Consider the following 23,392-nt stretch of genomic DNA (forward strand, 5'->3'; position numbering starts at 1 on the left):
GCCGGAGAAGAGCAGCCTATGATCATAGCATGCTCCCTCCAGCTTCAGCTTTACCTTTTAAAGGGCCTCTTTAAACAAGGACAGCTTACAGCGTGTGTTTGAGCAACCAGTTATACACTTCCTGGTTATCGTAAGTCTCCGACCATGAATTATGATTCGCTTCCGGATAGACCGTCAGCTTCACATCACCACCGGCGGCCTGTACAGCCTCAACCATCACTTCCGATTGGGACAATGGCACAATATCATCCTTCGCCCCGTGAAAAGCCCAAATCGGCGTCTCTTTCAGCGTATCGGCCTTCTTCGGATTGCCGCCGCCGCATACCGGTACCGCCGCCGCAAATCGGCTCGGATGCTCAGCAGCCAGCAGCCATGTGCCATAACCGCCCATACTTAATCCCGTTAAATATACACGCGCCGGATCGGTATGGTAAGCTTCCATAACCTCATCCAGTACGGCCATAACGGCCTCCTTCTCCGCATGCCAGTCCGAGTCCTCCGGACACTGCGGCGAAATAGCGATGAACGGAAAAGCCGGATCATGATCTACAATGTGCGGAACACCGTGGACTTTTACCAGCCCCACATCGCTGCCGCGTTCTCCAGATCCGTGCAGGAACAGGATGACGGGCCATTTATGATCTGAATTCTGATCGTATCCTTCCGGTACATGCAGCAGATAGTCCAGCACTACCTTTTTCGTAATTTCTTTCTCCAGCCTACAGGCTTGTTGGCTCATGAGAGTTCCTCACTTTCAGCATCATATGTAAGCGTTCAGCTTAATCGGATACCTGTCGTTATAACTAAACGCCCTTCCAAATATTTACGCCAATTCATGGCCTATCTCCTCCTTGACGGCTGATTATTATTCCATAATGCCTATGTACAAGATCGTCTATCGATGTACTTTCAAAGCTGCCAGACCGCGTTTAGCGGAGTCTAAAAAAACAGAACCTCATGTGAAAATCACATGCCAGCCCTGCTTTTGATCAATCATTATTCAATTTCCCCCTTGACTCTTGAAACGAAAAACCTTCATCATGCCAAAATGCGGCAGGTCCTCGTCTCTTTCGTGGTAATGATCTAAGCTGTAATTTCCAAGCGTTTTTCTCCAGAATCTTTGGGTGCGCTCATTGTCCGAAGTAGGTGTCGTGAACAGCATCCACCTGCCAGGAAACCGGTTGAACAAAGCCGCAGCTGCCTTCTCGCCAATCCCTTGATTTCGAAATGGCCTCATCACAAAAAATTCATTCAGCATATACTCGCTGTCATCTACCAAATAAGGAGGCGTAGCGACAAGACCGAAACCGGCCGGCAAGCCGTCCGCCCGGATCAGGTAGGGATACAGGATGTTCTCTTTTTGCCACCAAATATCGAAAAGAGACTGCTGTTCCTGCAATGTGCGAAAATCATCGGTATCCTCAAAAACACCGTATGTATTCGGAAGAACCCTGCGGATTTCAGCCAAATCATATAAATACAGTGGATACATATTATAAATGATCTGCTTGTCGGCCTCTGAACATAATTTGACGGTGATGTTCATCGTGATTCCTCCTTTGTATCGCATGAACGCTATCGTTATCTCGATTATAGAATCGCACGACTGAATGAGATATACCGAGAACATCACCTAATTAATAAAGGTACAAAAAAAGCCCGTAAGATGTTTATCCTCGGGCGTTACGTCTTTCATGTTTTGGAATATACAATTTTCTTAATCGTATCATAGGCCAAACCGTACACGGATGACAGCTCTTCCATAGACTGGCCTCTGGCATACTGCTTGCGGATATCGGCATTTCTGCGCCGCAAAGCTTCCCGGCTTCCGGAGCGTTCTCCCCAGGCTTTGCGCGAGCCCTTTATTGCCGGGATGTAAATCCAGTCTCCCTGTACGTACTGCTGCAGTTCACTTAACAGCCACTCTGGAAAGACGGTTTCAGCATTCACATATTTCATTCTGCTCTGCTCCTTAAATATCAATAATGGATTTTAAGGCAGCAAAGTCTCTATGACCTAACTCGTTTTAGCCCTGCCATGCAGGATGGGGCGGTCGATCAACACTGCTCCATACAAATAATAACCGCCGTAGTCCGTCATACAGACTTTGCATGGAGCTTTTCCTGAAACTGTTCGCGTATCTCAAGGCGCTATCATCCCTCCTGATTAACTTGGACTTCATATCTACCGGACTTCTTTGTTCCTATTTGATTTGTCCGATCGACAGGCTCACCTTGTAATTTCCATAATCCAAAATTTCATCCAAAAGCGTATTCAGTTCCAGCGGCGATCCAACCCTTACCCGCATCCAATAACAGCCCTCGCCGCTTACGCGATGCATCTCTACGACCTGCTCATGCTCCTGCACAAAAGACTGAAACTGCTGATGAGCTGAGTTCGATTTTAAAAAAATTGTGACGAAGGCGTGCACGGGCAGCCCGATTTTATCCGGATTCCAGCGCAGCGTATATCCTTCGATGACCCCTGCATCCTGAAGCTTCCGTACACGCCCGCCCACCGCCTGACCGGTTAAATGAACGAGCTCTCCGATTTCCTTGTAGGACCGGGTGGAGTCCTCGAGCAAATGGTGTAGAATCCGCAGATCCACTTCATCCAGTGTGTAATTCATGATAGTTTAAAAATCCTTTCACGATGAAAATAACAGCCGCTGTTTTGTTTCACGGCATTATTTGCTCCCGCTCCGGCTGCATCTATAATGATAGCAGATCGAACATATCCAAGATAAGAGGTGCTTTATATATGAAAATCCAATTGATCCGCAACGCTTCGCTTTGGCTGGAATATGCGGGAAATACTTTTCTGGTGGATCCGATGTTCAGCCCTCAGGGCGCCAATCCGCCGGTCTTCAATACCGCGAATGACAGACGCAATCCGCTGGTGCCACTCCCATTTCCCATGGAGACCTGGCTTAAACCGGATGCCGTTCTGTTAACGCATCTGCATCCCGATCATTGGGATCCGGCGGCAGCGGAGGCTTTGGACCAATCGGTACCTATTGCATGCCAACCTGCTGAAGGAGATGCCATTCGTGCAGCCGGTTTTATGAACGTTACCGAAGTAAAAGAAAGCTTTTCTTTGGGCGGGACAACGATCTTCCGTACGAGCGGCAAGCATGGCATAGGTGAAATCGGTCAGCTTATGGGACAGGTTTCCGGTTACGTTTTTCAGGCGGATGGAGAACCTACCCTCTACATTGCCGGGGACACCATCTGGTGTGATGATGTGAAGCAGGCGCTGGATCAATACCGGCCGGATCTCACATTGGTCAACGCAGGCGGAGCCAGATTCCTCGAGGGCGGACACATCATTATGAACGAAGACGATGTGGTCAGTCTGTGCCGGTACGCCCCCTATACGAAGGTTGCCGCCATCCATATGGAAGCTATCAATCACTGTTTCACCACCAGAAATAACCTTATGGAACGTCTAACCTCCGAGCAGCTTAACAGCCAGGTGCAGATCCCTCGAGATGGAGAATGGTTCTAAGGGAATCCACCGGAGAGCATCATTTATACGGTTAACGTATAGATGAGCTGCTCTCCGATTTCGCCTTCCCTTCTTCGGCCCTGTTCAACATGGTTAATAGATAATGCCGTTAATATATTTCTTTTCCAAAAATCTGCCGGAGATGATGCTCCAAATGGTCAACGTAATCACGAATCATCCACTCCAAAGTAACATGCTTCCCATCACTAAATGGATAGGTGCTCTGCAGCTTTTCTTCCGGTATGTTCTTTATGATCGCCGCCACCTGTGTATTCAGGCTTACCCACAAGCTTAAGACATGCTCCAAAGGAAGCTCCTGATATCCCATCAACCGAACCCATTCGTCCTGGGCATACTTGATAACCGTTTGGGGCTGCTCTTCATATTGTGCGCGGATGAAACGCTGCAGATTGTTTAGGGCAGAGTCGCACAGATGTCCGAGTATTTCTTTTTTCGACCATTTATGGGGCTGCGGCCGCAAGGACACTTCCGTTTCTGACAAGACACTAAACCTCTCGGGTACTCTGGCAATCCAATGATTCAGGCGATCTATAATATTTTTCATCGTTTTCCCTCCTATCAGGTCTCTAGTCTTATTTCCAGCTCTATTTTACAATTATACTTTATGACGCCGTATGACCTGCAATAGCCTGGATGATGGTTTCCCAGTCCCCAGCGTGAAGCTCGTGCCCTGTCCCCTCCAGCGTAAGAAGCCTGGAATCAGGGATGACGTCAGCAAGATGAATACCATGCTCATAAGGAATAATCGGATCTTCCGTCCCGTGTATGATCAGTGCTGGGACATGGATTTCAGCCGTTCTGCCAAGATACGTTTCCCCGCCGGATACCAGCCCGTGATTCATCATGCTCGCTGGACTTAGGGAGCGTCTAAATTCTTGTTCAGCCAAAAGGGTGATGTTACGTTCGTCAAATGCATGCTTGGAACCTCGCAGTACCCGCCATTTTTCTACCGAAAATTGAACAACCGACCGCTCGCTCGTCCAGTCCACTTCTCCTGCGGTTTCAAAAAAACGGTCTACCTTCTCTTCCGAGGGCGGAAGACCCGGAGCAAAATTGGATGTTGCGAACAGGGTCACGCTCTCCACCCGCTCCGGATGCCTTAGAGCGATCATTTGCGTGAGCATTCCTCCCATCGACATCCCCGCCACATGTGCCTTTGCGACGCCGTATCCATCTAGCACATGAATCGCGTCATCCGCCATATCCTCAAACGAGTATTCGGGCTGACCCGGAGGATACGTTACCGAGCGGCCCGTATCGCGATGATCGTATCGGATCACAAACCGCCCAGCGGCTGCCAAGCTCTTGCAAAAGCCCACCTCCCACCAAATCATGGATGCCGTCGCCCCCATAATCAGCAAAACAGCCGGGTCCTTCGGATCTCCAAAGCTTTCAGTGCATATATCCATTCCATTCAGATGCAGCATTCTTTCAGTCATGTTCTGTTCCTCCCTATTTTCGCGAATTAAAAAAAACGTCATCGACACAAAAAAACACAGGCTTCATGCCTGTGTTTGGTTCGTAGTAACCGAAAATAGAAAAAAGACAAGCATCCGCCTCAAAGACATCCCGAAAGAACACGCACAAATATAGCCTATTCCTTAGGGATAACCAAATAGAGCCTCGGCTGCCGCATGTCGATCCTTTTCCGATTACTGCGCCAAAAAAGCACAGACTTCAAGCGTTAAAACCGTTCGCTTAAAGGGAAACCGGAAAAAAAATCAACATACGTAACCCTCCGTTCCAATGAATTGCTTACATGTTAACACAAGATCGTTCCAGTTTCAAATATTTTCCATGATAATTCCTGCAATCAGTTCTTCCCGCCAATCAAAACCTCCACTTCCAGCTTGTTGAGCGCATCAATCCATTCCTGCGGACAGCCGCGGTCCGTCACGATCATGGAAATGTGCTCAATAGGCGCAATTTGAGCGAAGGTGGTGACCCCGAATTTGGAGTGATCCGCAACCAAAATGGACTCTTCCGTCCGCTGCATCATTTTACGCGACAGCAGTGCTTCTTCAAAGGAGTACTCGGTAATGCCGTCCGCAAGCGAGATTCCCCCCGCCGAGATGAATGCTTTGTTGACCTTCATCTGGTCCAGAAGCTGGTGGGCAGTGGCTCCCGTCGCCGCTTGACAACTCATGTTAACCTCACCGCCGGCAAAAATGACTTTCCCCTGAAAACCTTCCAGCGCACATGCCAAAATGGGAACGGAACTTGTAATAACTGTAACGTCCGCACGCTCCTTTAGTTCCCTCATAATCTCCAGCGTTGTCGTTCCATTATCCAAAAGAACCGTTTCCCCGTCTCCAATTAGCAAGGCCGCAGCTTTACCGATGGCTTGCTTCTCGCTTCTATGCATCTCTGATCTTTTGATAAAAGTCGGCTCAATTCGCTCCGATCGGGTTTGCACCGCTCCTCCATATACTTTGCGCAGCTTGCCTTCCTTCTCCAGACGATCCAGATCGCGGCGTATGGTCTCAGTAGAGACATTAAACCGCCCGGCCAGGGCATGTACCTGCACTTTCCCTTCCGTGCTTAACTGGGCAAGAATGGTTTGCCGTCGCTCCTCATAGGTTAGGGACATAAGAACATTCCTCCTGTTATTACCATTCCCAATTGCTTTGTTGTGTTTTGTTGTTGTTTTTCTTCAGTTTATAAGTTCTTCATAAATTTTGTCAAACTTCAAAGATCCTTAATTATGATAGCTCGATAATGCCGTACCCCCCCGTCTTAACAACACTAAAAAAAGAATTGACAACATTTAACACAAGGCATACAATCGACTCGAAAACAACATGAATTAACATGAATCAACACCATTACAAAACATATTTTACAAGGAGGAAATATATATGAGCAGCCAATTATCTTTCCGTCAGGACGGAACGTTTACCATAGTGCAATTCACCGACCTTCATTGGAAAAACGGAGAGCCTGAAGATGATCGCACCCGCGCATTGATGGAACTGACGCTGGATGCGGAGAAACCGGATATGGTTGTCTTTACAGGGGACGTCATCTATACGGGGCACGTATCTCCCGGTTATACCGAATGCGAAAATCCAGTTCAGGCATTCCGGGATGCCGTTCGAGCAGTGGAGGAACGCGAAATTCCATGGGCTGTCGTCTTTGGCAATCATGACACGGAGAATCATATTACCCGGAAAGAGCTTATGCAGGTGGTTTTGACGCACAAGTATACCGTAGCTGAGTCTGGTCCTGAGGAGATTACCGGTGAAGGTAACTATTCCGTCGAGCTGGTGGATGCGGAAGGAAAACCGACGGCCAATCTGTATTTCCTGGATTCAGGCAACCTCTCGCCGCTAGAGCATGTGCCCTACTATAACTGGGTAAGACGAGATCAGATCGACTGGCTGGTGAATGAATCGGCACGGCTGAATCCGGCTAACCAGGCCGGCAAGCTACCTGCTCTCACCTTCTTTCATATTCCGGTTCCCGAATACCAGGAAGTATGGGATAAAGAGACCTGTTACGGAAACAAATATGAGCCTGTCTGTTGCGCCCCCGTCAATTCGGGACTATTCACGGCGCTGCTCGAAATGGGCGACGTGGTCGGAACGTTTTGCGGGCATGATCACGTTAACGATTATGAAGGTACGCTGCACGGCATCCGCCTCTGCTACGGACGGGCAACCGGATACAATACATATGGCAGAGAAGGATTCAAGCGCGGTGCCCGGGTGATTCGCCTGACAGCCGGAGAGAACGACTTTACTACCTGGCTTCGCCTCGAAGACGGCTCGGTGATCACGGAGCAGCCTGTTCATTATCCCGGTGACGATGAAAATTAATTGCTAAGGGGTCCTGTCATTCATGCTTTTACCTATACTACTCGTACTTACTTCCGGTATGGCTCATGCGGTCTGGAGCATGTTTATCAAGCGGAGCCTGAACAAAGGCGTGTTTCTGTGGTCGATCATGATGATTCCCTCCGTGATTCTGCTGCCCGTCTTAATTGTGGAACTGTGGCACCATCCGCTGTCATGGGGTGCATACAGCTTGCTGCTGCTCTCGGTTGCTCTACAGGCGCTCTACTCCTGGCTGCTGTCCAAAACGTATGAGCTCGGCGATTTGTCGCAGATCTATCCGATCATGCGGGGAACCAGCACACTGCTGATTCCAATCATCGGAGTTCTTTTCCTGAAAGAATCGCTGTCCGTATATGGCTGGATCGGAATTGTTCTCATGCTCGGCGGCTTCTTCCTTCTCAGCGGAGCAGGCTCGCGCAGCAAAGGTGCGAATAAGCAGCCGCAAAGCCTAAAAGCTTTCGCATTAGCGCTGGTTGTCGGCTTATGTACCACCAGCTATGTATTCGTGGATAAGCTGAATCTGCAGCATGTCTCTCCCATCGCTCTACTCGAAGTGACCAATATCGGCTTTGTTTTGGGCTTGACCCCGCTGGTCCTGGCCTCCGGCCAACTGCAGCAGGAATGGCGCAAGAACCGCTCCACCATCTTTTTGGGAGCTGTCTTGAACCCTGGCTCGTACCTCCTGTTCCTGTTCGCGATGCAGCAGGCGCCAATGGCCCATATTGGTCCACTGCGTGAAATTGGCACCGTGTTTGCGACGTTCCTGGGAGTTCTCCTCCTGAAGGAACAGCAGGGATTGAAGCGGATTTCAACCTCCATTGTGGTGTTTTGCGGGATTCTGTTTATTGGGATGCTGGGATGAGGGAAATAGTGATCTTATATGTCTAAAAGAGCCAAAAGGCTCTTTTAGACGTGAGGTTATGACTAATGAATTAATGATGCTCTCAAATTATTGATACCATTTTCCAAGTACCCCTTTAAACAGGTCAACACATATACCCAACCTTCTTTTTGTCCCATCATTTTGTTTACGATCTCAGGGTCGTCTTCTTTCAAGCCTGATTCGTTTACTTCAATTACTGTACTCGTATGATCCAATTCGATTAATTTGATTGTCACAATCGTCTCTTGACCATACCCTCCCCACGAGAACATAATTTTCTTATTTTCCTCGACTTCCAATACATTGATAACCACTTCCGCACTGTATTCATCATATCTCCAGGTAATCGTCTTGCCTTGCTCCACTCTTCCCGTTCCCGATGAAAACCAATAATTAGACATTTTTTCAGGGTCTACTATAGCTTCAAACACCTCATTAGCTGGCTTGAGTATTTTAAATTTCGTCGTTACTTGAGTATCCATACTAGATCAACTCTCTTTCGGTTTATGACGACTGTGATAGTTATTTACGTTTTGAATATGATTTAGACCTTTCTCCAAACCGATCAACTCCAAGATATGAAAAGCGAATCGCATAGAAAAGCAGCGGCCGCCTCGGACACCAAAAAATGTCCTAAACTTCCGCTGCTTTTTCGTTTAAAAAAGATGTTATCGGGTATGGAATCATTTGTTGATCATATCCATCAAACGGTCAGCTGCCTGGGCAAGTGCACAACAAGATCACTCGAGCCTAGCAATTCTGCTGCATTCAGCGGCAATCGAATGTTGGTCACAGAGCAGGCGATGGAGTTGGGGTGGGAACTGACGTTGGCGTCGGATTAGGTTACGGAGTTCCGCCTGAAAATAGCTTCTGTACCTTCCCTTGCTCAGGACTGCGGTCAACAATCAGCATCGTCCAATACTCCAAAGAAGGAACATCAATCACAATATGATCCCCGTTCCAGTAATATTTGAGCTCTTGCATCGCACCCTCGGCTTGATCCGGAGTTGCCGCATATACTTTCAATTTGGACGCATCTTTTTTATTCAGGCCAATCGGATAATCTACTTTCAAGTGATACTGCTGAACGGGTTTATTGGCTGCATTTCTCCAGTTCGAATCATTATTCAGCAGATTAACCAAATGAATTACGTCATAAGATTTAAAGCCTTCATTTTCCGTGTTCTTACGAACTGTATACCATAGGGTATTCTCTGAACCGTTTTGGCTTAATGGTATGTCCTGGCCTTCGGCATTCTTAACGCTCGGAATAATATCCTTGTTCGTTTTGCTATCAAACAGGAGATTTTCGTAAGCGGCAAAAAATTTATAATAATTCTTCATCGCTTCCTTGGTGCTCTCTGTCATCTTTTTACTGCGGTTCGGATAGTACTCGTGGGCGAGCATATTCGGACCTTCTTCGAACTTCTCAGCCGTTCCGAGTTCAATATGCGTTGCCCCCATCGCAGCCAGCGCTGCATCCATGAGCCGTACGGACGCCCCGTCAAAATAGCCTACTGTTACTGCACGGAGCTGAATCGTTCCTGGCCAATCATCCTCTTCCATTTTTAACGTGACCGTATGTTCTCCAGCCGTCATATGCGGAATAATGACATAACCATCTTCGCTATACGTATTGCTGTCTCCCGTGCCGTCAAAATGTATTTTCAAATTCTGGCCGTTCTCATTCTTGGCACGCTCACCGTCAATATAGACGGAGCGGGACGTTGAGCCACCGGGATTGGAGTAAGTAAAGATCAGGCTTTGTTCCCCAGACTGCGGGATCGTTACAGGGTAAGTTACCTGCTGCCCTACTTGATTAAAATTTATAACCGTATCCTTATACAAGGAAAATGAAGCTTTCGTCTCGGTGCTTTCGGCTTCGTAACTTCGAATAATGCCATCTTGCTGATCTGAAGAAACAACCATCAACTTATCCAGCTTGATCCCGCTGTCGGTGCCATCCGTCATCTTAATGACGATCCGGTTAGAGCCTTCCTCCAGTTGGACTCCGCTAAGCGTTGCTTCACCCCACTCGGTGCCTGCCGTTGGCGCAAAGCTGACCATGGTTCCATCGCCGTCGCCAACGTACACGCTGCGTGTCACGGTTCTTTGCTCAGAAGCATCATTTTGATAAACCCACTTCAAATCATAATGGCCAGCAGCGGGTGCTTTTACATTGAATGCTATCCGGTCATTGGCATTATTGAAATCTGAGGCATAGCCAATGACCGGAACCGCGCCGCCTGTTACTTTGGCACTCCCCGTGCTATATTCATATCCGTCGACCAGAAGCCCGCCAAGATTGATGTATTGTCCGCTGGACTCCATCGTTAAGGTGATCTGATGATGCCCAACAGGCAGATTTACAGGAAGAACCTTTGGCTGCATGGATCCGCTCCATCCGCCCGGTGTTTTGGGGAATGTGACATGCTGAGCCTGCTCAGCCGTGGAACCATCAACCTGTACTGACATGACCGGATCATTATCCCCGTGATAAAGCACCGTAATCTCATTCACATCATGATCCGCATACACATCATAAGTAACGGATTGGCCTTGCTGACCGAAATTATCTGTTTTACTCTCGTTATACTTGATACTGTTGGTCTGCGGAATGTCTGCATAAAGGGCATAATATTTTTTCTCCCCAACAGTCATATACTGCAGCTTGATTCCCAGATCATCTGCCCTTGCCTTGAGCGTGATTGTATTCTCTCCAGCCTTCAAATGCACATTAGCCATGTTGTCTTGCCGGGTGAACTTATCCCACGTCCCTAAACCTGGGAAAACCGCCTCACCCTGCTTATCTTGATTGACTATGATCTCCCTATTTATGGACTGCCAGTCCGACGCGTAGCTGAATCCCAGCGGATAATCGCCCTCTTCCGGTACATGAACATGGAATGTCACCGTATCGTCTTTGGTATCAAAATAATACACGTGACTATATTGATCCACGATCACGGTCTCAAGCTCCGCTTCTACCGCCTCATAGCGATCATGGATCGTACCGCCTTCTACATCCAGACTAGCCAGATTCAGCCATAAATTGTTTGTGTTCAGCGTGAGCTTAACTTTATTCTCACCCTTTTTAAGCTTAGCACTGACGGTATACTGAGCTGTTGGATTGCCCCAGCCCGTATTGGCATTAAACGGAATGGAAGGCCCGACAATCTCGCTATTTACTGTTAACTTGCCTTCCGGATAACCGGAGCCGTTGCCCTGCCCATAATTCAGAACCAGGTTATAGGTTCCGTCTGCAGGAGCGTCCACAGTAAATGTGACCGAATCCGTGTCTTTGCGGCCAAAGTTACCGACCCAGCCAAAAGCCTTAGAAATTCTAGACTGATAGTCTAGCGCTGCTGGTACATCCTTCGCCTCCGTTCCGTTCGTCGTTACGCCTGTTGCCTGTTTGTAGTTCATATAGCCGGCAATAACCATGGCTTTCCCGCCATTCTTCTCACGGGTATCCTCTACCACCTTTTGAACGTCCTGGTAATGGTTGCGGTCCTGCCAGATTTCGCTGTAATCAAAATCCGTTTTGGTGTTCGGGTTCGGAACAGCACTGTATTCCGCATTGCCGCCTACCATATTGAAGGTGACATCACTTTTATCAGGATTGTTGGCGAGCAGCGAGTCCTTAGTGGAATTAATCAGCTTGTCATAATCAAGGGAATAATAACGTTTATTGCCGTTAAAATCATATAAAAAGCTATTGTCACTGGCTCCCCATTGATCCAGATGGATGCCGTTAAAGCCAAACACATTAATGGAGCGGTCAAACTGCTTCGTAATATAGTTCTGCCACAGTTTGTTGCCTGGATCCTGCAGGAACAGGGAAGTTGTTTTGCCGTTTACGTTAAAGCTGAACCCGTTCTGGTCCTTCTGTGGATGACTCGGATCGAGTTGAGCCTTGTTGTACAGGCCCCACTGGGGACTGACACCAAAGTCTTCGTAATTCTCGCGCGCTGCATAGTTCATCTGGTAAGCCATTGCAGCCGAACCGTACTTCTGTGCCGCCGAAACCTGCTGCTTGATGGACATGGGATAGAGCGTACGACCGAGCAGGTCTATGTAATGGGAGTCGGCATGGATATCCTCGGTAATAAAGTTGCCTTCCGCATCCTTCAGCGGCTTTCCATGCTCATCCGTCTTTGAATATACAGAGACATCATGCCGCCACATCCAGTCATAAAACTGGTAGCCGTTCAAATAATATTCTTGAGATAATTGCTTGAGCTTAGCATCGCTTTGCTCCGCTGTCTCATTTGGAAATTCACTGACATAGCCGTATCTCGGGAAGTGCTTCCAGTCACTGGACACATCTATGGCAGCGGTTACGAAATCTCCGTCAGATGCCCCTGACAGCCATGCCTTGACCAAATATCCGGTAAAGTCCTTTTTGGGCGGTGCCCATTTGACCTGTAATTCGCCTTGTCTCTTCATGACGGCGACCGGCTTTTTGCCTTTGGCGACCAGCTCATTTAATTGGTAAATCTCTACATTCAGTACACCGCTCCAGTCCTGATCATCCTTGAACTTGAAGTTCAACGTGACCTCTTCTCCCGGAGCGTATCTTGCCTTGTCAACAGTAAGCATTTGCAATTGAGTTCGTTGTGGTTGTCTCTCCTCAGTGCTTGCCGCCTGGATGACGTTTGCTTTACCCGTATACTCTGCATACACCGGAAAAGCCCCTTGGATGACCAACATAGCAGCCAACGCACGAATGAAGATCGCTTTCTTCTTTCGTTTACTCATAATAGCCTCCTTACCATTCATTTTTGTCGTGGACTCAGGTTTTTTTACTTTAACTTCAGCACTTGCGCTTCATAGGGGCGAAGCTCCATTCTGCGCACTGAAGCGCCAGCAGGCAAAACATAATTGCCAATGAGCACTTCTGCCGATTCGTACACTACCGTTTCCGGAAGCTCAAAGGTTACAGGCTCTTCATCGAAATTGAGAATAACAAGCAGCCGTTCGTCTTCGAGCGTACGGGTATAAGCATAGATATGCTCATCTTCTTCCAGAAGAAGTTCATAATGGCCGTAAACGATCACTTCATGCTGCTTGCGGAGCTCGATCAGACGACGGTAGTAATGAAAGATAGAATCGGGATCTTCAAGGGATTCCTTCACATTGATCTCTGTATAATTCGGGTTCACCTGCAGCCAAGGCGTTCCTGTCGTGAAGCCGCTGTGAGCTTTTCCATCCCACTGCATCGGAGTACGGGCGTTATCCCGGCCCTTGCTGTAAATCGACGCCATAATATCGGCCTCGCTACGTCCGGATTCCAGATACTCATTGAACATATTGATGGTCTCGATATCTCGATAATCATCCATCGATGCAAATTTTACATTAGTCATGCCAAGCTCTTCGCCCTGATATATATAAGGCGTCCCCTGCAGCGTATGCAGCAGAGTCGCCAGCATTTTCGCTGATTCCTTGCGGTATGCGCCATCGTTCCCGAACCTTGATACCATCCGGGGCTGATCATGATTGTTTAAGAAGAGGCTGTTCCAGCCTTTTCCGTCAAGCTCAACTTGCCATTTGCTCATAATGCGTTTGAAATCAATCAGCTTCCAAGGGGTCACATTCCACTTTCCCCCGGGTCCCGCATCAATGTCCATGAGTTCAAACTGAAATACCATACTTAATTCGCCCCGATCCTCCCGTACATAAAGGGAAGCCTCTTCAGGCGTCACACAAGGTGTTTCCCCGACGGTCATCACATCGTACTTCGATAACACTTCACGGTTCATCTCCTGCAAAAATTCATGAATGCGCGGACCGTTCATAAAGTGCTCGCCGCCGAAGTTATATTTACCGTCACCTGCCGCATCGGGCAGTTCCGGAATCTTGCTAATCAAGTTAATGACATCCATCCGGAAGCCGTCAATGCCTTTATCGAGCCACCAGGTCATCATGTCGTACACCTCGCGGCGTACCTTGTCATTTTCCCAGTTCAGATCAGGCTGTTTGGATGAGAAGAGATGCAGAAAATATTGACCCGTTGTCTCATCCCGCTTCCATGCCGATCCGCTGAAAAAAGAGGCCCAGTTGTTCGGCTCCCCGCCGTTTTTGCTGTCTCTCCATATATAGTAATCACGGTAAGGATTATCCTTCGATTTGCGGGATTCCACGAACCATGCATGTTCATCCGAGCTGTGGTTGACGACCAGATCCATAATGAGCTTCATGCCCCGTTGGTGCAGGCCTTCAAGCAGCTCCTCCCAATCCTCAATCGTGCCGAAGTCATCCATAATCCCTTGATAATTGCTGATATCATAGCCGTTATCATCGTTTGGCGACTCATATACCGGGCACAGCCAGATCACATCCACCCCAAGCTTCTGCAGATAGTCCAGCCTTGAAATAATTCCGGGAATATCGCCGATCCCATCTCCGTTGCTGTCCTGAAAACTCCGGGGGTAAATCTGATACACAACGCTTTCTTTCCACCACGTTTTTTTCATTGTTTTTCTCCTATCTCTATATTTCTATCAGATTATGATTTCACCGCACCTTGGGTAATGCCGTTAATGATCCATTTCTGGGCGACCAAATATACGATGACCATTGGGGCGAGCGCTAGCAAATATGATGCGAATGCAAGGTTATAGTCCGTGCTGAATTGACCTTGAAAAACATACTGCACCAAAGGCAGTGTGTAAGACTCCGGCTTGCTCAAAATAATGAGCGGAAGCATGAAGTCATTCCAGGTCGAAAGACAGCTTAAGATGGCAACGGTAGCGTTAATCGGTGCGAGCAGTGGGAAAATAATACGCCAAAAGGTACCGTATGTGGACGCTCCGTCCACCGTCGCCGCCTCCTCAAGCTCAATCGGAATCGAGCGGATATAGCCGACATACACGAATATATTAAAAGCAAGTCCATAGACGATATACAAAATAATCAGGCCCGGAATATTGTTCATATGAAGATCCGTGGTCAGCTTGACGACCGGAAGCATAATGATCTGAAACGGAATGAACATGGCGCTGATAAAGTAAAAATAAAGTCCCTTAAAGAACTTATGGTTCATATTTCGCGCCACGGCGTAGGACACCAGCGAATTGGTTAACAGGATAAAGCATACGGCAATGACGGTGATGACCACGCTGTTTTTAAAAGCTGAGAAAAAATCCGTCGCTTCAATCGCACGTGTAAAATTGTCAAAGTGAAGTCCTGTCGGCAGCGAAAAGATCGATTCCGCCATCTCTTCCGGATTTTTAAGCGCAATCGAAACCGTCATGTACAAAGGAAACAGAATCAGAAGAGAGCCCAGAGTAATGAGGATGGTTATAAACCAATTCGTGGAACGCTTTTTAGTCATTACGCATCCATCTCCCTCTTCTGCAAAAATTTAAGCTGGAACACCGAAATCACGACAATCACGATAAAATAGATGACGGCATTGGCCGATTGATAAGCAAATTCCCCGCCCTGGAAGCCGCCTTGATAAATGAGCATGGCAATGGATTGCGTCGCCCGCCCTGGTCCGCCGCCGGTTAAGGCGACAATCTGGTCGAATACCATGAGTGAATTTTTCATGGCAAGCACCATGTTGATCGTAAAGAATGCGGCAAGCATCGGAAAAGTAATGGACCAGAATGTCTGCCATTTGCCGGCTCCATCGATATCCGAAGCTTCGTAGAGATCCCGCGGAATCGTTTGAAGGCCAGCCAAGTACAAAATGGTGTTAAAAGCGATCCCCTGCCAAACAGCCACGATGACGATGCCGATCCAGGCCCATTGTTCGCTTCCCAAAATATTGATCGCGAGCGTCTCGCTTCCAAGCATTTCTCCAAGCTTCGGAATCGCATTGGCAAAGATGTAATTGAAAATATAACCCACGATCAGCACGCCCAGAACATTCGGCAGAAAATACACGCCGCGGAAGAAATTGCGGAACTTGATGCGAGCATTGAGACCAAGCGCAATCAGCAGGCTAATGACGTTAATCAAAATCGTTACAACGATGGCGTACTTAAACGTGAACAAATAAGCATTAAGTACATTCTCGTCTTGAAACAGCGCCGCAAAATTCTTAAAACCGACGAAATCATATCCATCGCTGTAGCCGTCCCAGTTGGTAAAGGAATAGAAAATCCCCTGCAGCGTGGGAAAGGTATGAAAAGCGAAAAACAGGAGCAAGGCCGGTATGGTCATGCTGTAGAACGCTGCTTTTCTTTTGGCCATAAGGATCCCCCTTCTTGAATGGCGAAGAGAGCGCGCGGACGCTCCCTTCGCTCTTCGCATTCCTCGTCCCGCTTACTTGCGTGCTGCGACTTTATCCCATTCCTTGTCAAACTGCTTCACGTAAGCATCGATATCTTTCTTTTGCAGGAAGCCTTGAATGATGGTGTCGGCTTTGACGGCCCCTGGAATATAGTGATCCGAGAAATCCTCGATTGCACCGCTCTCGAAAGCTCCGTTAAATCCTTGAACGATGGCATCCGACTGGTTTACGCCTTTTACAGCGGAGAAAGCTTTTTGCTCATCAATAAACGCTTGAACATTTTCAGGCTGCAGCAGGAACTCGATGAATTTCTTGGCTTCTTCAGGATGCTTTGTGTTTTTAGAAATGGCCAGGAGGGTATCCACGCCGGAAATGACCTTATTTCTAGCTTCATCATTCGTTGCCGGGAACGGGAACACACCCAGCTCTGCGTCCGGATTCGCCTTCAGAATTTCTGGAATGGCCCATACTCCCTGCAAATACATCGCGGATTCACCTTTGGCAAAGGCGGTGTTGCCGTCATTGTAGCCTTTTCCATACAAATCTTTTTCGCCATAATCAAGCAGCTTCAGCTGTTTCTCTGCAACTTCACGGAACTCGGGGCTGTCGAACTTCACTTTTCCTCCCGCACGTTCTGCATAGAAATCGATGCCCAGAATATCGGTCGACAAGGAGTTAAACGGAACCATCGTGGTCCAGGAATCCTTGACCGTCAGGTAAAAGGCTGTTTTGCCTGCGTCCTTCACCTTCTGCGCTGTTGCCAGCAGCTCATCCCATGTTTTCGGAATGGTTAGGCCAAGCTCGTCGAACATCTTTTTGTTGTAGATGACGCCGCTGGCGTTAGCCGTGAACGGAATGCCGTATACAGTCTCAGATCCGGTTAACTTGTTCAGCATGTTCAGGTAAGCAGGTTGGATATTATCCTTCAGAGAATTCCCCGATAGATCCTCGAACAAGCCGCTTTTCGCGAGCTGAGCGTATGTATCGGTTGCACCCAGACCAATGATGTCCGGCACGTCTTTTTTTGCTACGCGGGTTTTGAGAACGGTTTCAGCATCTGGCGGATTGACTTGTGTGATGGTGATATTGGGATTCGCTTCATTAAACTTTTTGACGAGCTCATCGAAGGAGGCTTTGGCTTCAGGTTTATTTTGAAAAAACTCCAGCTTGACCTTCTCTCCAGCCGGTTTGGAATCTCCGCCGCCGGAAGCAGCTGGTTCCGAGTTTGTATCTTTCGTGCCGCCTCCGCAGCCTGCCAAAGCCATAACAAATAATAAGCTGACAAGCATGAATGAAATTGTCTTTTTCATCGCATTGACCCTCCAATGTAGTGATTATTCCAGAAATAGAGTAAACGTTTACTTTTTAGTGCTATGAAATGTCCCCCGATCGGACACCGCTTCATCACCTCCCCCAAGTAATTAACTACGTTAACAACAAAACTCCGGAGATTATTATTACGTTCCATTCGAAACTTGGATAATCGTGATAGTAAACGTTTACCTAAAACTCGAAAAAATCAGCCTTTTTCAAGGCCTTGGTCGAACGGTTTTTCTCTCTACGAGCTGATGATTCACGATGGTGCTTGATACTTCCGAAGAGTCCTCTATCAATGCAATCAGCTTTTCGGAAGCAAGACGGCCCATAGCGGTAAGCGGCTGATGAATCGTCGTCAGCGGAGGGTAAATCATTCTTGAAATACTTAAATCATCATATCCGATAATCGATATATCATCTGGGATTCTGATCCCTCTTTCAAGTGCGACGCCCATCGCTCCGATGGCCATTTCATCGCTTGCCGCAAACAACGCCGTAAATGGCGGGGCTTCCGCTAGAAGCTTCTCTATAGCTTTCCGTCCACTTTCCAATCCGAAATCGCCATATGCAACTCTTGCTTCGTTGTACTCGATGCCGTTATCCGCAAGTGCCTGCTTATACCCCTCTATGCGGGGAATTCCGGCAATGCGGTCTACAGGGGTATCACTGATCATGGCGATTTCTCTATGCCCGTTTTGAATAAGATATTCTGTGGCCTGGTAAGCAGCTTGCCGGTCATCCACCTTTACATACGGGATCATATGCTTATGGGACTGCGTGTTCACTAGCACGACGGGAACTCTCATTTCTTTTAGCGCCAAATAGTACTCTTCCTTAAGAAACTCGCTTGTGAACACAATGCCGTCCACCTGCTTCTCTCTCAGAACCTGCAAGTACTTCATCGTTCTCTTACCGTCCTCAGCGGTGTTACATACGATAACGCTAAATCCCCGATCATTGGCTACATCCTCAATACCATGGAGAAGATCCGATGAAAAACTGCTCGAAACATCAGGAAAAAGCACACCAATCGTTTGAGTGCGTTTATTGATTAGTCCCCGGGCAATCGCATTGGGTTGATATCCTAGTTCTTCTACGGCCTTGAGCACCTTCTGCTTCGTTTGGTCCGAGTATCCGGCAAGATTGTGAAGCACCCGGGATACCGTGGCAACAGAAACATCCGCTGCTTTCGCTACGTCTTTGATTGTCGGAGGATTCATGTTCATACCTTCTTTAACTGCTATTTAAAAGAGCGTAAACGTTTAACTTGTAATTGAGTATAATGACCGCCAAAAATTTTGTCAACGCAATTTATATCTGCTTTTAAAATTTATCTTCTGCATTGTATTCCTACTAAAGCTCGGGTTGTTAACGACTAATGGCTTCGCCTCTTAAAGAGGGCGAAGCCATTCAAGGTCTTAGGTAATTTAACTCAGTGGTCTGCCAATCTCTCTTTCTCTCTATCTCTTTAACTAAGCCTCTTTAAGTTCTTATTATTCTGAGGCTATATACAACTCTCTCGAAGACGATAATTCATTATCCTGACAGTGAAATTGAACTGTCCCATAGTTTAATTTCACCTTCGAGTGCCGTAATTATTGTCCTTGAGTGAAGTCATCTTCGTCCTCGGAATCAAGGTACTCATCCCAATCACATTCATCTCCGTCTTCAAAACCAATGCTTTCGCAGTAAATATTTGCATAGTACTGGAAATCAGAATAAATCGGCAAGGATGTCTTGATTCCTTTATCTTCCCAAAGCCTCTGCCTAATTTCGTCTAGCAGTTCAAGTATGGTTTCATATGCGATATCGGGATAAGTCTCAAGAAGAAATGAACGTTTTCAGAGAGTACCAAATAAGGATTACCCTCCAACTGGTCAATTCTGTAGCGATTGACTTGCCCCCTTCTGCGTACCGTTTTGATGAACCTTTTTTCTTCAAGCGAAGTGATAGCTGATTTTACTGTAGATTCACTAATTCCCAAATTGCATGCAATGGCTTCTTGAGAGGGAAAGGCTTCCTCGTTTTCCCCTAAATGACTGAGAATATCAAGCAACACCCCTCGTTCATTCATGCTCAAGCCATAGCATTTTCTAATCATATGAGGATACGGAATGTAGTATTTATTTTGTTGGAACGTGCAATGAAAGCTGTGCCAATTCTCGTCCAATGATAGCTTTATCAATCTTTTCTTGAATATTTTTCGCCATGCAAATACGTCCTTTCAATTTTTGAATTTTTTCAATAAAACCGTGAGGACGGCTAGCCGTACCATACCCAACTTCTATGTAAACTGCTCGTCAGCAGAGTTCTTTCTTTCACTGTAATAATCGTTGTAAAGGTCTGTTCAGTTGCGGACATTATCAAAATCCTTCAAGTTTGCCGCCGCTACTATGAATTGTCGTGCTATCCATCCGAAAAGATGCGATTTCCAACCCTTTCACCTTCTCTATCGCCGTAGGGTATTGTTTTGTTGCGGCTCTTATTAGAAAAAACGCAAGAAAGCGAAGATAACAAAAAACAGGTCAATCATGGTGGTATCTGACAATAATCAACCTGTTTGATGTAACGGTTTAGCGTTATTTAGGTAACACTTTTCAAGCTTAAGTGCGTACAAAGGAATTAAGAATTTCTTGTACTGGTCTTACGGGGGTTATACCTAATTAGATTCAGCCGCCCAATTCATTCGGCACTGGGTGGGGTATACGGGAAGCCGCCGTCCCGATGAAAAGAAAAACCACAACAGAGGGTTAATCGCATTGTGGTTGATGAAATTTAATTAACTCTACTTGATGTTCCTGCTAAGATGTCTACTTTGAATTTCTCTTCAGGTATGCCAAGTTCTTCTGTCGTATACAGAATATATTCAGATGCAGTGTCCGTTGGTTCAAGCATGACCCAGTGATTAACCTTTTCTACTCCAAGTCCTACAATCTTGTTTGTCTGAATTTCGACAGGAATGAAGGTTTCTTTTCCTGAGCCTAAATCTTTTAGATAGAGCCGTGCATGACTGTTCCTTTGAAATAAATTGATTAAATCGACTCGATATTCATGCTTTTTATCTGCCGTAACTTTGACTGTGTCACTTTCAATCTTTTCGTTCGCCCAACCGTATTTGCTTACACTTTGAATCAGTGCGGCTGAGATTATTATAGATATTAACAGCCCAATGAAAACCGCAACATATTGTCCTCCGCTCGTCGGAGTCCATCCTTTAATGAGCAGAATAATAAATAATCCAACAAACAAGAGAGCAGGTACAGCCCCACCCCAAAATACGGTAGTTCCAATAATATCCATATTCCGTTGTAAATAAGCTGTTGAACCTAGAAGAAACCAAACAAATGATGAAGCGCTAAATATTATTATTGCTATCAATAAAAGCCGTAACCATATTGGCATATTCGCCCCCCTTTGAATTGTTTAAATTTTCATTATCTCAACTAAAATGATCCTCTACCACCTGAATGTGAATTATTGCCTAATTTTAATATCGGCTCAAGCCATAGCATTTACTAATCATATGAGGATACTTTCTTGAATATTTTTCGCCATGCAAATACGTCCTTTCAATTTTGAATTTTTTCAATAAAATCGTGAGGACGGCTAGCCGTACCGTCCTAACTTCTATGTAAACTGCTCGTCAGCAGAGTTCTTTCTTTCGCTGTAATAATCGTTGTAAAGGTCTATTCAGTTGCGGACATTATCAAAATCCTTCAAGTTTGCCGCCGCTACTATGAATTGTCATGCTATTCATCCGAAAAGATGCGCTTTCCAACCCTTTCACCTTCTCTATCGCCGTAGGGTATTGTTTTGTTGCGGCTCTTATTAGAAAAAACGCAAGAAAGCGAAGATAACAAAAAACAGTCAATCATGGTGGTATCTGACAATAATCAACCTGTTTGATGTAACGGTTTAGCGTTATTTAGGTAACACTTTTCAAGCTTATTGTGCGTACAAAAGAATTAAGAATTTCTTGTACTGGTCTTACGGGGGTTATACCTAATTAGATTCAGCCGCCCAATTCATTCGGCACTGGGTGGGGCTATGAATAAAGAAAAGCCACACGGAGTTGATATACTCGCATGTGGCTAGAAAGCATCTATTTAGAAATTAGTAACATATCGATAATCTTAAATAATACGAAAACTAAGATAATGTTGATTGCAACCCATTTTTTGGGGGAATATTTTATCACCCCAAAAAGGACGCATACTAAAATAAATAACGCAGTTCTGTGCTCCCAATCATTGTTTAGGAAAAAGAATAAGAAAATAAAAATAAAAACAGTGAAATAAAAGACATCCACGTACTTGATTTTTTTCATTTATATTCTCTCCATAATTTCTCCCATCCCAAAATATTGTAGGAATTAGTGTTAATAATCATATGGTCTGTCTGCCCAGTTTTTCTATTCGTTCTATATATCATTGTTTTTCTATCACCTACATCAGGCAAGCCAGGAATATACTTGTCAGTCGCCCAACCACCCGCTACTCCTACGATATGTTCTGTGTTAGGGCGTTTTGCTAACTTACCAGTATAATATCCAGCAAAATAACCTGCAGCAGCTTTTGCAAGTGAACCCATTACATTTTCGGCTTTTGATTCCACATGTAATTGTTCATAATAATCGTACTTCATAAAATCTGCCTCATAATATACTGTCCCTGCACTATCTAACGCTATTTCCATATATCCACCATCCTTACCTTCATATGGGCGATAAACCAACATACTATCAGTATCCATGAGAAGCCCTTGAGTAGCAAGAGGATTGAGTCCCTCCGCTATCTTAAGAAAATCATCTCTCAACTTCTTCGAATCAGCTTCAGCCTTATCCCTAAGTTTTATATTACCCGCTTTATTTTGCTTTGCCCATTCACCCTTCAAATCATTTAATTGCTTATTTAATTCCCATACTATAGGATTTACAGCCACATACCCACTTGGATCAATCCATTTGAGAGGATTATTATGCACATACGTATATCTATTCTGACTCTGCGGACTTCCTAATGTCCCCTTATACGTATCCTCACTAATAAACCTTCCAATCTCCGGCTGGTAATAACGGGCTCTCGCATATGTCAGGCCGTCATTGTATCCATATCCCAAACCGGTATATCCAAACAAATTATCCGGTCCCGGCCTGTTCAGGTCGAACTTCTTGTCGTCCAGCGGGATGCCGAATTCGTCGTAGTGATAGCGTGCCGATACACGGTCGTCTTTCTCTCCCAGCCCCATTACACTGTCGAGTGCATCCTACATGTACCTATTCGGCGCTGGGTGGGATCTTTCAAGAAGCCGCCCCAACGGCGGTGTGTTTATGAAAAAAACCACAACGCGAGGGTTAGTCGCATTGTGGTATTGGGATTATCAAGTTTTAATTTAGTACTAGTAGATCAAATAGAATTATTACAATTCCAAAAATAAATGTGATCACTCCACCTTGTCTTACAGCTTCAGGTGTTTTCACACCAAGCGGTTTCAATTTGAGTATTCCTTTCGGAAATAACACTTGCAGGGTGCCAAAAATAATCCCAATTATTCCAGCGATTGAAATTAAACTCATACATTCAT

At 46.2% G+C, this 23,392-nt stretch carries 22 protein-coding genes; 4 read left to right on the plus strand and 18 right to left on the minus strand.

The window, feature by feature from the left end:
- Nucleotides 1-85 precede the first annotated feature (85 nt).
- The 4 genes from MUG84_RS22870 to MUG84_RS22885 all read right to left on the minus strand — a co-directional run bounded on the left by MUG84_RS22870 (nucleotide 86) and on the right by MUG84_RS22885 (nucleotide 2,629).
- Entirely contained in the window at nucleotides 86-739 is a 654-nt protein-coding gene (locus MUG84_RS22870) for a carboxylesterase family protein (protein ID WP_244729330.1), read from the minus strand.
- A 261-nt stretch (nucleotides 740-1,000) separates the two neighbouring features.
- Nucleotides 1,001-1,546 (minus strand): GNAT family N-acetyltransferase, encoded by a 546-nt coding sequence (locus MUG84_RS22875; RefSeq protein ID WP_244729332.1) that lies wholly within the window; start codon nucleotides 1,544-1,546, stop codon nucleotides 1,001-1,003.
- Nucleotides 1,547-1,692: 146 nt separating this feature from the next.
- Nucleotides 1,693-1,959 (minus strand): CD3324 family protein, encoded by a 267-nt coding sequence (locus MUG84_RS22880; RefSeq protein ID WP_244729335.1) that lies wholly within the window; start codon nucleotides 1,957-1,959, stop codon nucleotides 1,693-1,695.
- A 244-nt stretch (nucleotides 1,960-2,203) separates the two neighbouring features.
- The gene (locus tag MUG84_RS22885; protein WP_244729337.1) at nucleotides 2,204-2,629 is read right to left on the minus strand and encodes an Lrp/AsnC family transcriptional regulator; all 426 of its coding nucleotides are present in this window, start codon (nucleotides 2,627-2,629) and stop codon (nucleotides 2,204-2,206) included.
- Between the two features lie 131 nt (nucleotides 2,630-2,760).
- Here MUG84_RS22885 and MUG84_RS22890 point away from each other — a divergent pair, with 131 nt between their 5' ends.
- On the plus strand, nucleotides 2,761-3,507 hold the full coding sequence (locus MUG84_RS22890; RefSeq protein ID WP_244729339.1) for an MBL fold metallo-hydrolase: 747 nt from the start codon (nucleotides 2,761-2,763) through the stop codon (nucleotides 3,505-3,507).
- Between the two features lie 109 nt (nucleotides 3,508-3,616).
- Here the strand turns inward: MUG84_RS22890 and MUG84_RS22895 are convergent, their stop codons facing one another.
- From MUG84_RS22895 to MUG84_RS22905, 3 genes are all read right to left on the minus strand, one after another.
- Entirely contained in the window at nucleotides 3,617-4,072 is a 456-nt protein-coding gene (locus MUG84_RS22895; RefSeq protein ID WP_244729341.1) for a DinB family protein, read from the minus strand.
- A 58-nt stretch (nucleotides 4,073-4,130) separates the two neighbouring features.
- Nucleotides 4,131-4,967, minus strand: a complete 837-nt coding sequence (mle, locus tag MUG84_RS22900) for an alpha/beta fold macrolide esterase (RefSeq protein ID WP_244729343.1) — start codon at nucleotides 4,965-4,967, stop codon at nucleotides 4,131-4,133.
- 374 nt (nucleotides 4,968-5,341) lie between these two features.
- Nucleotides 5,342-6,118, minus strand: coding sequence for a DeoR/GlpR family DNA-binding transcription regulator (locus tag MUG84_RS22905; RefSeq protein WP_244729345.1), 777 nt, complete (start codon nucleotides 6,116-6,118; stop codon nucleotides 5,342-5,344).
- A gap of 268 nt (nucleotides 6,119-6,386) precedes the next feature.
- On the opposite strand from MUG84_RS22905, the gene MUG84_RS22910 reads away from it, so the two are divergent.
- Complete coding sequence (locus tag MUG84_RS22910) at nucleotides 6,387-7,346, plus strand: metallophosphoesterase family protein (protein ID WP_244729347.1); 960 nt, start codon at nucleotides 6,387-6,389, stop codon at nucleotides 7,344-7,346.
- A gap of 22 nt (nucleotides 7,347-7,368) precedes the next feature.
- The gene (locus MUG84_RS22915; RefSeq protein WP_244729350.1) at nucleotides 7,369-8,226 is read left to right on the plus strand and encodes a DMT family transporter; all 858 of its coding nucleotides are present in this window, start codon (nucleotides 7,369-7,371) and stop codon (nucleotides 8,224-8,226) included.
- Nucleotides 8,227-8,288: 62 nt separating this feature from the next.
- Here MUG84_RS22915 and MUG84_RS22920 read toward each other — a convergent pair whose 3' ends face one another.
- On the minus strand, nucleotides 8,289-8,729 hold the full coding sequence (locus MUG84_RS22920) for an SRPBCC family protein (protein WP_244729352.1): 441 nt from the start codon (nucleotides 8,727-8,729) through the stop codon (nucleotides 8,289-8,291).
- 195 nt (nucleotides 8,730-8,924) lie between these two features.
- On the opposite strand from MUG84_RS22920, the gene MUG84_RS22925 reads away from it, so the two are divergent.
- Entirely contained in the window at nucleotides 8,925-9,089 is a 165-nt protein-coding gene (locus MUG84_RS22925; RefSeq protein WP_244729354.1) for a hypothetical protein, read from the plus strand.
- 1 nt (nucleotide 9,090) lies between these two features.
- Here MUG84_RS22925 and MUG84_RS22930 read toward each other — a convergent pair whose 3' ends face one another.
- The 10 genes from MUG84_RS22930 to MUG84_RS22970 form a co-directional block, all read right to left on the minus strand.
- Nucleotides 9,091-13,008 carry a glycoside hydrolase family 66 protein gene (locus tag MUG84_RS22930; protein WP_244729356.1) on the minus strand — a complete coding sequence of 1,306 codons (3,918 nt, stop codon included), beginning with the start codon at nucleotides 13,006-13,008 and terminating at the stop codon, nucleotides 9,091-9,093.
- A gap of 44 nt (nucleotides 13,009-13,052) precedes the next feature.
- Nucleotides 13,053-14,726 (minus strand): glycoside hydrolase family 13 protein, encoded by a 1,674-nt coding sequence (locus MUG84_RS22935; RefSeq protein WP_244729358.1) that lies wholly within the window; start codon nucleotides 14,724-14,726, stop codon nucleotides 13,053-13,055.
- A 32-nt stretch (nucleotides 14,727-14,758) separates the two neighbouring features.
- Entirely contained in the window at nucleotides 14,759-15,586 is an 828-nt protein-coding gene (locus MUG84_RS22940; RefSeq protein ID WP_244729360.1) for a carbohydrate ABC transporter permease, read from the minus strand.
- Nucleotides 15,586-16,452 carry a carbohydrate ABC transporter permease gene (locus tag MUG84_RS22945; RefSeq protein WP_244729362.1) on the minus strand — a complete coding sequence of 289 codons (867 nt, stop codon included), beginning with the start codon at nucleotides 16,450-16,452 and terminating at the stop codon, nucleotides 15,586-15,588. Before MUG84_RS22945 ends, MUG84_RS22940 begins: the two co-directional genes overlap by 1 nt.
- A gap of 72 nt (nucleotides 16,453-16,524) precedes the next feature.
- The gene (locus MUG84_RS22950; protein ID WP_244729364.1) at nucleotides 16,525-17,802 is read right to left on the minus strand and encodes an ABC transporter substrate-binding protein; all 1,278 of its coding nucleotides are present in this window, start codon (nucleotides 17,800-17,802) and stop codon (nucleotides 16,525-16,527) included.
- Between the two features lie 219 nt (nucleotides 17,803-18,021).
- Nucleotides 18,022-19,029: a LacI family DNA-binding transcriptional regulator gene (locus tag MUG84_RS22955; protein WP_244729367.1), complete on the minus strand. Its 1,008-nt coding sequence runs from the start codon at nucleotides 19,027-19,029 to the stop codon at nucleotides 18,022-18,024.
- Nucleotides 19,030-19,586: 557 nt separating this feature from the next.
- Nucleotides 19,587-19,910, minus strand: a complete 324-nt coding sequence (locus MUG84_RS27700; protein WP_425313270.1) for a helix-turn-helix domain-containing protein — start codon at nucleotides 19,908-19,910, stop codon at nucleotides 19,587-19,589.
- Between the two features lie 674 nt (nucleotides 19,911-20,584).
- On the minus strand, nucleotides 20,585-21,211 hold the full coding sequence (locus MUG84_RS22960; protein WP_244729369.1) for a hypothetical protein: 627 nt from the start codon (nucleotides 21,209-21,211) through the stop codon (nucleotides 20,585-20,587).
- A gap of 921 nt (nucleotides 21,212-22,132) precedes the next feature.
- A complete protein-coding gene (locus MUG84_RS22965) occupies nucleotides 22,133-23,056 on the minus strand; it encodes an RHS repeat-associated core domain-containing protein (protein ID WP_244729371.1) in 924 nt (307 codons plus the stop codon).
- 139 nt (nucleotides 23,057-23,195) lie between these two features.
- The gene (locus tag MUG84_RS22970; protein ID WP_244729373.1) at nucleotides 23,196-23,384 is read right to left on the minus strand and encodes a hypothetical protein; all 189 of its coding nucleotides are present in this window, start codon (nucleotides 23,382-23,384) and stop codon (nucleotides 23,196-23,198) included.
- Nucleotides 23,385-23,392 lie beyond the last annotated feature (8 nt).

The organism is Paenibacillus mangrovi, assembly GCF_022898935.1.
Lineage (GTDB): Bacteria > Bacillota > Bacilli > Paenibacillales > Paenibacillaceae > Paenibacillus_AQ > Paenibacillus_AQ mangrovi.